Below are 13,179 nucleotides of genomic sequence, written 5' to 3'. Positions count from 1 at the left end.
TCAATATAACAATTCGATATATAAACGTCAACTCTATTTTATTTGCTCTCTGTTTAAACAGCAAAAAAGCCGATACAATTCTTCTCTAGGAAGCATTCGTATCGGCTTTACGTATCATGATGAAGCATATTATTTTTTTATATTAAAGGGCTCCAGGCATCAAAATTGATTTCAGGCTAAGGAGATTATGCCTTAGCTTCTGGTTCATTTTCACCAGGAGACTCAGACTCAGGTTCTGCACGCTTCGCCTTCGGTTTGGCCAGCTTTTCCATCATTTTCCGTCCAGTTGGCGTTTGAGCGAGCCCGCCTTGAGCCGTTTCACGGTGCCTGCTTGGCATCGCACTGCCCACTTCCAGCATGACATCTATAACTTCGTCTGACGGAATGGCGCTGCGCACCCCGGCCAGTGCCATATCGGCCGCAGCCAGCGCGGTTACCGCACCGAGTCCGTTACGGACGATACACGGGATCTCCACGAGGCCCGCAACCGGATCACAGATGAGGCCCAGTGTATTTTTTAACGCGAGACCTACCGCATGGACAACCTGCTCTGGTGTACCTCCTCGTAGTTCAACCATGGCACCCGCAGCCATGCCGATTGCTGAACCTACTTCCGCCTGACAGCCGCCTTCAGCCCCGGAAATAAACGAGTTGTTGGCAATAACATATCCAATCGCACCTGCACAGAACAGACCGTTTACCAAATGCTCGTCACTCCAGCCAAAACGCTCCTGGGAGCTGATAAACACACCTGGAATAATGCCGCAGGAGCCCGCTGTCGGTGTCGCTACGATCCGGCCCATGGAGGCATTCACTTCCGATACACATAAGGCATACGCCATAGCTAATGCAGAAGCATCTCCAGAGCAAGTCTCGCCTTGGCGAATATATTCGGCCATTTTTTTGCCGTCTCCGCCTGTCAGACCGCTGCGTGATGTCGTATCTTCAGTCAGCCCCTTGTGCACAGCTTCCTTCATCACCTGATAGTAATCCGACATCTGCCGCACAACATCGGCTCTCGGAGTATTGGTTTCCTGAACCTGCTCTTCGATCATCAGTTCGGCAATGGTTTTGGACTCCGCTGTACAAATGGTATTCAGTTCATGTAGATGTTTAAACCGCATCCGGCTCCACTCCTCTCTTCAAATCGATGACGCGAATTTCAAGGACATGGTCCAGCGATCGCAGACGATTCAACATCTCGGGATTTGGCACACCATCCATCTCCATCGCAGTCAAGGCTTCACCATCCCTGGCTTTCCGATCAACTTGCATATACCCGATGTTCACACCTGACGAGCTGATTGTGGACGTTACCGAAGCGAGAACCCCGGCTTTGTCTGAATGACGCAGAACAAGCGTCGGAAACTCTCCGCTGATCTGTACCCGGAAATCATTCAAGGCATGAACCGATACACTGCCACCACCAATGGATGCACCGATTAAAGAACATTTGCGCTCCCCATGCCACAATTCAATCTTGACCGTATTCGGATGGGGAGCCGGCAGACCGCTTGTGAAAAACTCAACCTCCATGCCCGCTTCCTCAGCATATTGCTCTGCATCCGGGATACGCGGATCGTCGGTGACATAATCAAGCAGACCACCGATCAACGCGAGATCCGTGCCGTGCCCCTGATACGTATCGGCAAACGAGCCGTACAGAGTAAGCCGGGCCCGTTCTGGCGTGCATCCCAGCCACTGACGGGCAATTCGTCCCAATCGTGCCGCTCCAGCCGTATGTGAACTTGATGGCCCTGTCATCGACGGGCCAATAATTGAAAAAACGTCTTTAAAACGCATCGCAAACCCTCCATTTATAATCGTCATTTTCATCCAGACCTACGCCCATAATGTTCCTTTATTACTGAATGATGACATCAAAAAAGGACAGAAGAAGGCTATGAGCCCTCTCTCTGTCCTCGATACCTGAGAGTTTCATGATAAGAAGCACGTTAGATGCCTTCCCTGTATTTCACAGGTTACACCTTGCCGCTTGATCATATACCCCTTGGGTGGCGCATTTCGCGCACTCTCCAGAGTTGCGTCCAACGATGGTACATTTACCTGAGAGATTAACTGCTGCGCCGGGTGCGCAGCAGCTTGCTCCTTCGGTGCCTGAATGCCAGCCATAACTCAGCCTGCCCAGGTCTCTCCCGCTCGCTATCATCCGCTGTATGGAACCATTCTGATCTTGGATCAGAATGATAATTGAAGTTTTGACTACTTTCTCATTAAGATTAATCGACCGGAAGATCAGTGTCAACAAACTTAACGATTTATTTGTTAACATTCGCTTATTTCCATTTTACACACAGAAAAATCAACAAATTGTAAACTTTCATCACATGAATGTGTTAATGCTTTTCATTACGAAAGCGCATACATTATTTTATTTTCTATGAGCCATATCTGTGGTTAGTACTATTTATGTTACGATCGACAGAACGGTTCGGGTATTCATCGCCTTCTTTGTATCAAATTAGAGTGGTACGTACGAATATCGTAGTATGATTGTTTTTATTATGGGAAACTATTCCATATGAAGGATCATACAAAAAAGCATAACCCCCGAACTATATCGCCCGGGTGTTACGCTTACTTCTCTATTTATAGCTCTATACTGTACTCCATCCAATTCAATTCGATTAACCGAAACGTCCCATAATATATTCCTGCGTCAGACGGTTGTCCGGGTTGGTAAAAATATGCTCCGTATCCCCGTGCTCAATCATATTTCCCAGGTAAAAATAGGCCGTATAATCCGAGATGCGTGCCGCCTGCTGCATGTTATGGGTAACGATCACGATCCGCAGCTCCTTCTTGAGCTCCGAGATCAGCTCCTCAACCTTGCCCGTGGATACCGGGTCAAGCGCAGATGCCGGTTCGTCGAGCAGCAAAATTTGCGGCTCAACTGACAATGCACGGGCGATGCAGAGACGCTGCTGCTGTCCGCCCGAGAGGGCCAGGGCTGACTCATTCAGTCTGTCCTTGACCTCATCCCAGAGCGCAGCGCGGCGCAAGCTTTTTTCCACAATCTCATCCAGTGCCTTCTTACTCTTGATACCGCGGTAGCGGGGGCCAAACGCGATATTGTTGTAGATGGACTTGTGGAAAGGGTTAGGCTTCTGCCACACCATGCCAATCTTCTGGCGCAGCTTGATTACATCTGTGCCGGGTTCATTCAGATCATTGCCATCCATCCAGATATGTCCCTCCGTGCGGGAACCGGCAATCTCGTCGTTCATCCGGTTGAGCGACCGCAGGAATGTGGATTTCCCACAGCCGGAAGGCCCGATGAGCGCCGTCACACTCGCTTCGGGAAACGTCAGGCTAATCTGCTTCACTGCCTGAAAATGCCCATAATATATGCTTAACTGTTCCGTACCGAAAGGTATGGCCATGTTGGTTCCTCCTTATTTCGAAGCTGTCATGCGGCGGTAAACCACCCGACCGATCCAGCGTGCACTCAGATTGAACGCCAGGACGAGAAGTACAAGCACGGCTGAAGCGCCAGCTGCTATCTCTTTGGAATCCGGGCCAATGCCTTCACTGTTCACTTTCCAGATGTGCACGGCCAGTGTCTCTGCCGGACGCAGTGGATTGATCGGTGATCTTGGGCTGGTTGGATTCCAATCCGTGAAGTCGAGCGGAGGACTACTCATACCCGCCGTGAACATCAGGGCTGCTGCCTCACCGAAGATCCGGCCCGATGCCAGAATCGTACCTGTAATTAAGCTGGGCAAAGCCACAGGCAACAGAATGGAAGTGATAATCTTCCATTTGGACAATCCGAGTGCAAGACCCGCTTCCTTCTGCTCTTTCGGTACGGCTCGGAACGCCTGCTCCGTTGTTCGCACCATCAGTGGAAGGTTAAATATGGCAAGCGCCATGGCACCCGATAACAGGGAGAAGCCTAGACCAAATGTATTAACGATCAGCAAAAGTCCGAACAAACCAATAACGATGGACGGGAAGGAAGATAACACTTCGACCACCAGACGAATAAAGCTTGTAATCCGGCCTGGTTTGGCGTATTCCGCCATATAAATACCGCCGCCCCATCCAAGCGGAATAGTAATAATCAAGGTCAGAACAAGCAGGAAGATCGAGTTAAACAGCTGCGGGCCGATCCCGCCGCCGCCCTTGAGCAACTGTGGTGCACTGGTCAGGAAGTGCCAGTTAATCTGACCAATACCCCGTATCAGAATGAAGCCGAGCAAGCCGAGCAGAAGAACAACAATGAACAGGGCCAGCACAACGATAACCGAAGTTGCAATTTTATCTACCGTTTTAGCCTTCATTTTCATACCCGGTTCCTCCTTTCAAGCAGGCGAACCAGAATGACGAAGACAAAGGTCATCACCAGCAGGACAAGCGCCATACTCCACAGTGCATTGTTATGAACAGAACCCATCGTGGTGTTACCCATACTCAGGGTAATTACACTTGTTAACGTTGATGCCGATTCGAGTAAGGATGTCGGTACATGCGGCGCATTCCCGATGACCATCTGTACAGCAAGGGCTTCACCAAATGCGCGAGCCATACCCAGTACAATCCCTGTCAGCAAGGCAGGCAGAACGGTCGGAATAATGACCCGATAGATCGTTTGCCAGCGAGTCGCACCCAAGGCGTAGGAAGATTCACGAAGACCTTTAGGCAAGGCAGACAATGCATCCGCCATAATACTGGTTACGGTAGGCAGAATCATAACGGACAGAACCAGACATCCGGCTGCAATCCCGACGCCAGCTCCACCAAAGATACTGCGCAGCAAAGGTACGATTACACTAAGACCGATAAAACCGTACACAACGGAAGGGATACCGGACAGAAGCTCTATCGCAGGCTGCAAGATTTTTTTACCTTTACCCGGTACGATCTCCGTCATAAAGAGCGCAGCACACAGGCTAAGCGGACTTGCAATCAGCGCTGCAAGAAATGTCGTTATGAAAGAGCCCGTAATGAACGGTAACGCCCCATAGGCAGCGGGTTCACCCGCCGGATTCCACGTTTTGCCGGATAAAAACTCACGCAAACTTACGCCATCCTGGAAAAAGGTCGACAAACCTTTGGACGCTACAAAATAAACGATGGAAAACATGACAACGATCAGGAAAACGACACAAATCGACGTATAGATTCGTCCCGTCCACTCTTCCCAGTAATGCTTTTCTCTCAAGGGCCGGCGCGATTTCAACTTGTTGTTCATTACCGTTCCCCCTTCGGTCTGTTCCATAACAACCATCCTTCTATAGTAGAATTCATGCAAAATATGGGATAAATCCAGAGCAAACCGCGCAAAGAGGCAGGACCTGGGTCCGCCTCTCTCGCTGTATGCGCAAGTTCAAAGATTATTTCGTCACAGTGCCTGCTGCATCACGTTTCACTTTCATGCCGGATACCGGGATGTAACCAAGCTCAGTCACGTCTTTTTGCTGAATTTCATCACTCAGGATGTAGTCGAGGAATGCTTTTGTTGCTGCGTCAGGGTCACCCTTGGTGTACATGTGCTCGTAAGCCCATACTGGATAAGTTCCTGCTTCTACGTTCTCAACCGTCGCTTCTACACCTTCGTATTTCAACACTTGCAGGCTGTCATCCAGGTAGGACAGAGCCAGGTAACCAATAGCTCCCGGAGTTTCAGCTACCAGCTTCTTAACTGTACCGGAGGAATCTTCCTGAATCGAACCTTGGATATCTTCTACTTTTGTGCCCAGTGCAAAGTTCTCAAATGTTGCACGAGTACCGGAGCTGCTAGGACGGTTTACGATAACGATCGCTTGATCCTTACCGCCAACATCTTTCCAGTTCGTAATTTTACCGGAGAAAATGTCGATAAGTTGTTGCTTCGTCAAGTCTTGTACACCTGCATCTTTGTTGCTTACAGGAGCGATTGCTACTACAGCCACTTGGTGATCTTTCAGTTCGCTCACTTTTGCTGCATCGTCGATTTTCTCTTCTGCAAATACGTCAGAGTTACCGATTGTAGCTTGTCCGTCGGATACTTGTGTCAGACCCGTACCACTACCGCCGCCTTGTACTTGTACCGTTACGTTCTTATATTCATCAACTGCCATAAATTTTTGTCCAGCTTGCTCTACCAGAGGTTGCAGTGCTGTTGAACCAACAGCCAGGATGTTCCCGCTGAGTTCAGTAGCGGTTTCGCCTGCACCATTGCTTGCGGCACCGTCTGTACCTGCGTCATTTTTCGATCCGCATGCTGCGAGCACCAGTACGAACGTTAAGGTCATCAAAATAAACGGCAACTTTTTAAACATGTTTTGTTTTCCTCCCCCAAATTAGTGATGGCGTTTTGTGAATTTGTTTGATCACCATCAACTCTTTACTCATTGTAGTTTTGTTATGTCATCTCAAAATCATTGTTTTGTAAACGCAATGTTAAAAATGTAGGCTGAATATTGAAATATTTGGGTTAAATCAACTTTCGAGCAACCATTCCGGTTCCGGATCGTTCTTCCGATCGCTGTTGTTTCCAAATTTTTTTGATCTAATATTCCAAATGGTAAAATTCAGAAACAAAGGCGAACGCTTCGCTTCTTCAGAATCGATTCCGTCTCCTCCACTACTTCGTTGTTGTTTGGTAGCTCCCAGACGTTTCAATCCACAGCCTGGGAGAAAGCAAAAAAAAGGCCAGCTCTATAAAAGGCTGGCCTTGTGTAAATACTTTATGTAGATATTGAATCAATCCGATATATAGAACAAACAAAAAACTTCTCTAACCAGCCAGTGCATGGCACCAGCTGGTTAGAGAAGTTATGCAGATTTCATAGTGGTTACGGCTTTCTTTTCTGATGGCTCGTTTGTATTACTCTGTGGTTGGTATACAGGTTTCTTTAACAATCCAATCATACAAGCTGTAATGATGGAACCTACTAAAATACAGACAATATAAAGTAATGGATTACTTGCCGCAATCGGAATAACAAAGATCCCACCGTGAGGAGCTTGTAACGAAATACCCAGAGCCATGCACATTCCTCCACCAATCGCTGCCCCTACAATGTTGGAAGGAATAACTCGCAAGGGATCATTTGCGGCAAACGGAATCGCGGCTTCTGTAATAAACGATGCACCCATAATATAAGCTGCTTTGCCTGCATTACGTTCTTCGATTGAAAATTTATTTTTGAATAATGTTGTAGCTAATGCAATACCCAATGGCGGAACCATGCCTCCAACCATCAGAGCAGCAGAAGGTTCAAAGATCTGGTTGGCGAACATCGCCAGTCCAAATGCAGATGCTGTTTTGTTAATCGGCCCTCCCATATCAGATGCCATCATTCCAGCCAGAAGTGCTCCTAATAAAATAGCATTCGAGCCTGTTAAGCCATTTAGCCAACCTTGTAACGACTCATTGATCCAAGCCATCGGACTGTTGATGACAAAGTACATAATCAAGGCGGTTATAAATGAACCTACTAATGGCAAGATCAGCACAGGTGACAGGCTTTGTAGTGAGTCGGGAATGCCTTTGACTAATTTTTTCAAAGCTAGGATCGTATAACCGGCGATAAATCCAGCTAGCATACCTCCCAAAAATCCTGAACCTCCAATAGTTGCCAGCATCCCACCAATCATACCAGGTGCCAAACCTGGACGGTCAGCAATACTATACGCAATATACCCTGCTAATACAGGAACCATCAATGCGAAAGCAGCACTACCCCCTGCTGTACTTAAAAAAGCGGCGAAAGCATTATAGTCCGGGCTAGTTGGATCAGCCGCATGAATACCAAACATAAACGAAAGCGCAATCAATATACCGCCTGCGACTACAAAAGGAATCATAAATGATACACCATTCATAATATGGCTGTATATTTTAGGCTGCTTTAAGCGTGTTTTTTCTTTTGCTTCTTTAAGATTACTGTTGCCTTGATTCAAAACGACACCTTTTCCAGCAATCGCATCTTCAATTAACTCTTGTGCATGATGAACTCCATTTTTGACAGATGTTTTGATCACTGGACGATCGCCAAAAACATCCATATCGACTTTGACATCTGCCGCCACAATAATACCATCAGCTTCAGCAATATCTTCAGGAGTCAATTGATTTCCAACACCTGTTGATCCATTGGTTTGCACTTTAATGTTTACACCGAGTTCTTTAGCCGCATTTTTCAATGCTTCCGCTGCCATAAACGTATGGGCGATTCCTGTAGGACAGCCTGTAACTCCAACCACTTTTTTGCCAGCATACTTTTTAGGACTATGAAGCGCCTGCGCATCTTGCTCTTCTGCCTGTTCAAATAAACGGACAATATCTTCTTGATCTCGAGCAAGGATAAGCTTCGCTCTAAATAGTTCATCCATCAAAAAGGTCGAAATTTTGGATAATGTCTGCAAATGCTCTGATGAAGAGTCTTGATCGACTGCAATCATAAAAAATAAATTACATGATTCGATACTATATTCAATACCGCTTAATGATCTGCCCATAATAATGGCAGGGGACTGTACTCCAGTAGACTTGGCATGTGGAATGGCTATTCCGAATCCCACTTCTGTAGGAACCTGTTCTTCACGTGCCCAGATATCTTTTTTAAATTGCTCAATATCGCTTAAATAGCCGTTATCGTTTAACTTTTGCGACAATTCATCTATTAATTCGGCTTTGGTCGTAGCGGTGACATCTAATATGATATTTTCTGGTTTTAAGACATTAGAAATCTTCATTATGGATCTCTCCTCTTAAATTTCTCCCAGTTTATAAAGGGATGCTTTACCTGTAGAACCGAACAGATCCATTTTTTTCTTCACCAGTTCTGTTGCCGCTTTGGTCGCCTCAGGCATCAGTTGATCCGGTTCATATGCATTCGGATTCGCATCGAGTGTCGCTCTTAATTGGTTATAGAATGCTCGCTTCATATCGGTTGATAAATTGATCTTCGCTATCCCATGCTTCACTGCTTCTCTAATCTCTTCATCAGGATTATCTGATCCACCATGTAGCACTAACGGAATTTTTACTTTTTCATGAATTTGTTTCAAACGATCGATCTTGATCGAATGATCTTTGGATTGAGGATAAATACCATGTGAAGTACCTACAGCGACAGCAAGTGTATCGATACCTGTTTGTTCTACAAAAATCGCCGCTTCTTCTGGATTTGTATACAAAATCTCGTCAGCTCCACCTTCTGAGCTGCCTTCATTACTCCCGATCGTACCTAGTTCACCTTCTACAGATACATCGACCAGATGAGCCAGTTCAACCGCTTCTTTGGTTGCCGCAACATTTTCCTCAAAAGGTAAATGAGATGCATCCATCATGACTGATGTATACCCATTACGAATCGAACGCGTAATATCTTTGATCGTCGCTCCATGATCCAGGTGAATAACAAACGGCACTTTAGACTTGGATGCCGCTTCTCGGACATAAGCTATAAACCCATCAGTGACTAGATCGATTTCATTCGGGTGAATCTGCATAATCGCAGGCGAATTCTGCTCCTCTGCGGCTGTAATTACCACTTTGACGAACTCGCTATTGGCTACATTAAATGATCCGACTGCAAATTTATTTTCATACGCTACTTTAAGTAAATCTTTCATATTGATTAACATTTGAATTCCTCCTAGGGTTTATTTGGAAGACCAGACTTCCAAAAATTCATCGTAATTGGTGATATGGAGTAGTTTTTCTGCCATATTGGTCTGCTTAAACACATCGTAAATTTCTTCGAAAAATTTGGTGTTATTCACCTTCTGATCTTTCGGCGGAATAAACAGAAAAATGATCTGCGCCATCTGATCACCCCATAGTATTTTCTGCTTATTAATCGCCACCAGTACACGTAGTTTTTTGTTATCTCCACAATCAAATGGATGGGGCATCGCGACCAAATTCCCCATATTGGTACTCGACATTTTTTCTCTTTCCACAATACTGGTATATAAATGCTGAATATCGCCTAGTTCTGTAAGTTTTTTTAACAAATCGATTGGATTGTCTTCATTTAAGAAAAAAACATCATCTGGTGATAAATAATATTTGAGTAGTCCACGATTTAGCTGAATCGAAATATTCTTCATATCATCACTTGTAATCATTTCACTTACCAGAATGATATTTTGTACATTTAACTGCTGTTGCTCCGCAATCTCGCTCGTTGCAATAATCGTTTCAATTCCTTCGGGAAGAAGATGTATTTCATGATTAGCTAGTAAACTATCGATTCTAATATTCGGAAAATAGAGATTAATCTTACGCTCCAACAGCTTGCCGACTAATAGATTTTTGCCATAAATAATTGCAATACGTTTTCTGTTATCTTGAGAGTTCTCAATAATGCCCATAATGTGTAGCGTCAAGTAACCGATTTCATTTTCAGGTATTTTGATATTTAGGCAAAATTGCAATTCTTTTGCCAACACAACCGCGACATTATAAGCATTGGTGTATTCTGATTTTATTTGAGCAATAAAAGGATTTTCGACAGGGAAATAATACTTTAATGGGTATAATAATTTGGTAATATGCGCTAATAATCGATCAAATAACTCTTCGTTTTTGTGGCTGATAAATCCGTATTGCTCTCCAACTTTTTGGATCACTAATTTGATTTTTTGTTCAATTTCATTACCGTGTTCATGTCCAATTTCTTCATTTTTCTTAGGTAAGATCTGCAATGCGATAAGCAGGTAGCCTAAATACTGATACTCATATTCATCAAAAGGAACATCCATTTCTTGAGCCAGACGGATCAGAATGGATTGGGCTATCTTTAATTCTTCAAAACTTGTATGATCCAACCTCATATCTTGTTCAGTTATTTTTTGTGCAAGACTTACTCGTTTAAGACTGATCAACACATTCACACAGATCGAGAATAATTCTTGAAAACTTAGCAGTAAATTATACTTGGCAACCTCTTCTTCAATACAAGCGTAGATACAATGAATAGAAGATTCGCTGAACCAATCACCGAAATAGTATTGCAATGCTTCGTCTATCGGCATGTGTTTGAGACAATCGGTAGTGACTAGTTTTTTGAGCAAAATCCGTTTCTCGACTTCGCTTCCTTTAAGCCGAATACCTTGGAAAATAATCGCTTCAATTTCGATGTTCTGCTTTTCTGCTTGAATCGTTTGTACTAATTTTTGCACATCTTTACGGATCGTTTGAGTCGAAAAATAAAGTGTTCTAGCAAGGTCTTCATACGTAATAAAATCAGTCTGCGATAACAGAGCTTTGATAATATGAAATGCTCTTTCTTCGTCATCATCTTCATTTTTATGCAGGCTGGATAAATCCCCGACTAACTTGTATCCTTTGCGAGTATTGCCAATGATCATTGCTTTATCTAAATAATTTTCATTCATTTCTTTGATGTCATTACGAATCGTTCTAGTCGTTACATCAAATAGATTAGCTAATTCGCTTCCACTCACAAAATCATGCTCAGATTGTTTTAAATGCTCTAATAGCTTAATGTAACGTTTTCTCATTTGGCTTCCTCCTTACACTCATAGTAATGCAAGCGCTTTATATCCACCAAGCCTATACTCTTTCCTAATAGTTAGGAAGTGATCGTGTATTCGTTTAATGATGCCTATTTTTCTAAGTTAATATACTATTTAAGGATCGTTTGGGAAGGACAACAGAACGCAAAAAAAAACCAACCTTCTGCAAGGGTTGGTTTCTGTATATAGTACCACTACACCAATGACAATAAGCGCGATCCCTACAACACTACCTGTATTGATCTTTTCTTTCCAGATCAACACAGAAATTAATGCTGTTGCTACAGCACCTACTCCAGACCCTTAACGGTCTGTTCTACTTTTGAAAATGTAAAATCTGACTTTACTAACCCAAAATCCATAACCACAGAGCCAGTCCGACGAGGGTGATTAATAGTGTAGGGATCGTTAAGATTATGCCTGCCTTGAAATAATATCCCCATGTAATCTTCACACCTTTACGGGACAGCACATGCAGCCACAGCAATGTGGCAAGTGAGCCGATCGGGGTCATTTTGGGGCCCAAGTCGGAACCAATTACATTGGCATAAATCAGTGCCTCACGCACAATGCCTTCGGTGTGTGCACCCTGGATCGCCAATGCGTTAATTAACACAGTGGGAAGATTATTCATTACTGAAGACAATATCGCTGCAATCATGCCCATCCCTATTGAAGCAGCCAGCAGACCGTGGTCCGCTATGGCATCAAGCCAGCGGCTTAGGTAATCGGTTAACCCGGCATTGCGTAGTCCATATACAACGATATACATGCCCACCGAGAACACCACAATCGACCATGGAGCTTCCTTGATCACGCGTTTCATGTCAACGGCTTCGCTCTTTCTCGCTAATATGGCGAACAAAAGAGCCACTGCACCAACGATAACCGATACTGGAATCGGCAAGAACTCGCTGGATGCATAGGCAACCAATAGCAGCACCAGCATGAACCAGGAGATGCGGAACATCCGAGGGTCACGAATAGCTTCCCTTGGATCACGTGCTGCGGAGATATCATAGCGAAGCGGGATGCTTTTGCGATAAAACAAGAATAGCATGCCTGTACTCGCCACGATCGAAAATAGATTGGGCACGATCATCCGCACCGCATATTCCACAAAGGTGATACCGAAATAATCGGCAGATACGATATTTACCAGATTGCTGACCACCAGCGGCAACGAGGTTGTATCTGCGATAAATCCACTAGCCATAACAAAGGCGAGCACCATGCGCTCATCGAACTTCAATGCACGTACCATCGCCAGCACAATCGGAGTCAGGATAAGCGCTGCACCATCATTGGCGAAGAGAGCGGACACCGCCGCCCCCAGCAAAATGGAATAGATAAACAGTCTGCGTCCATTCCCTCCCGCCAATCTTGCCATATGAAGAGCCGCCCATTCGAAGAAACCCGTCTCATCGAGTATTAATGAAATCATAATAATGCCGACAAAGGCCAGCGTTGCATTCCATACAATGGATGCCACATCAGATGCATCGTTCAGACTGACCACACCACATATTAATGCCAGCACAGCCCCACCCATGGCGGACCAGCCGATTCCCAATCCACGTGGCTGCCAGATGACCAGTGTGATGGTCAGTACAAAAATCAGAATTGCTATATACGTCATAAAGCCTCCTGCGCCGCTATATTCCCATCATGATTACACCG

Annotated in this window: 10 protein-coding genes, 1 pseudogene and 2 riboswitches; all 11 genes and pseudogenes read right to left on the bottom strand. The window is 44.9% G+C overall.

Going from position 1 to position 13,179, the window contains the following annotated elements:
- Window positions 1–185: 185 nt before the first annotated feature.
- The 11 genes and pseudogenes from sdaAA to ACFTRD_RS24850 all read right to left on the bottom strand — a co-directional run bounded on the left by sdaAA (window position 186) and on the right by ACFTRD_RS24850 (window position 13,138).
- Window positions 186–1,124 (bottom strand): L-serine ammonia-lyase, iron-sulfur-dependent, subunit alpha, encoded by a 939-nt coding sequence (gene sdaAA / locus ACFTRD_RS24900; RefSeq protein WP_379384718.1) that lies wholly within the window; start codon window positions 1,122–1,124, stop codon window positions 186–188.
- A complete protein-coding gene (sdaAB, locus tag ACFTRD_RS24895; protein WP_192262729.1) occupies window positions 1,114–1,803 on the bottom strand; it encodes an L-serine ammonia-lyase, iron-sulfur-dependent subunit beta in 690 nt (229 codons plus the stop codon). The genes sdaAA and sdaAB overlap by 11 nt, the downstream gene beginning before the upstream one ends.
- Before the next feature lie 111 nt (window positions 1,804–1,914).
- A riboswitch (glycine riboswitch) is annotated at window positions 1,915–2,042 on the bottom strand.
- A 4-nt stretch (window positions 2,043–2,046) separates the two neighbouring features.
- Window positions 2,047–2,169, bottom strand: a riboswitch (glycine riboswitch).
- A 479-nt stretch (window positions 2,170–2,648) separates the two neighbouring features.
- Window positions 2,649–3,404: a phosphate ABC transporter ATP-binding protein PstB gene (pstB, locus tag ACFTRD_RS24890; protein WP_192262728.1), complete on the bottom strand. Its 756-nt coding sequence runs from the start codon at window positions 3,402–3,404 to the stop codon at window positions 2,649–2,651.
- Window positions 3,405–3,416: 12 nt separating this feature from the next.
- On the bottom strand, window positions 3,417–4,304 hold the full coding sequence (gene pstA, locus ACFTRD_RS24885; protein WP_192273088.1) for a phosphate ABC transporter permease PstA: 888 nt from the start codon (window positions 4,302–4,304) through the stop codon (window positions 3,417–3,419).
- Between the two features lie 2 nt (window positions 4,305–4,306).
- Window positions 4,307–5,215, bottom strand: coding sequence for a phosphate ABC transporter permease subunit PstC (pstC, locus tag ACFTRD_RS24880; protein ID WP_379384715.1), 909 nt, complete (start codon window positions 5,213–5,215; stop codon window positions 4,307–4,309).
- A 142-nt stretch (window positions 5,216–5,357) separates the two neighbouring features.
- Complete coding sequence (locus tag ACFTRD_RS24875; protein ID WP_192262725.1) at window positions 5,358–6,284, bottom strand: phosphate ABC transporter substrate-binding protein; 927 nt, start codon at window positions 6,282–6,284, stop codon at window positions 5,358–5,360.
- Window positions 6,285–6,780: 496 nt separating this feature from the next.
- The gene (locus ACFTRD_RS24870; protein WP_379384713.1) at window positions 6,781–8,706 is read right to left on the bottom strand and encodes a PTS fructose transporter subunit IIABC; all 1,926 of its coding nucleotides are present in this window, start codon (window positions 8,704–8,706) and stop codon (window positions 6,781–6,783) included.
- A 15-nt stretch (window positions 8,707–8,721) separates the two neighbouring features.
- Entirely contained in the window at window positions 8,722–9,600 is an 879-nt protein-coding gene (locus ACFTRD_RS24865; RefSeq protein ID WP_379384711.1) for a ketose-bisphosphate aldolase, read from the bottom strand.
- An 18-nt stretch (window positions 9,601–9,618) separates the two neighbouring features.
- Complete coding sequence (locus ACFTRD_RS24860; RefSeq protein ID WP_379384709.1) at window positions 9,619–11,484, bottom strand: BglG family transcription antiterminator; 1,866 nt, start codon at window positions 11,482–11,484, stop codon at window positions 9,619–9,621.
- 201 nt (window positions 11,485–11,685) lie between these two features.
- Window positions 11,686–11,799: pseudogene (locus tag ACFTRD_RS24855) on the bottom strand (DMT family transporter); the annotation flags it as partial.
- Between the two features lie 46 nt (window positions 11,800–11,845).
- On the bottom strand, window positions 11,846–13,138 hold the full coding sequence (locus tag ACFTRD_RS24850; protein WP_379384707.1) for an arsenic transporter: 1,293 nt from the start codon (window positions 13,136–13,138) through the stop codon (window positions 11,846–11,848).
- Window positions 13,139–13,179: the final 41 nt, after the last annotated feature.

It is taken from the genome of Paenibacillus sp. NPDC056933 (assembly GCF_042674385.1).
In the GTDB taxonomy this organism is placed as follows: Bacteria; Bacillota; Bacilli; order Paenibacillales; family Paenibacillaceae; genus Paenibacillus.
This window is presented reverse-complemented; position numbering and strand designations above follow the sequence as displayed.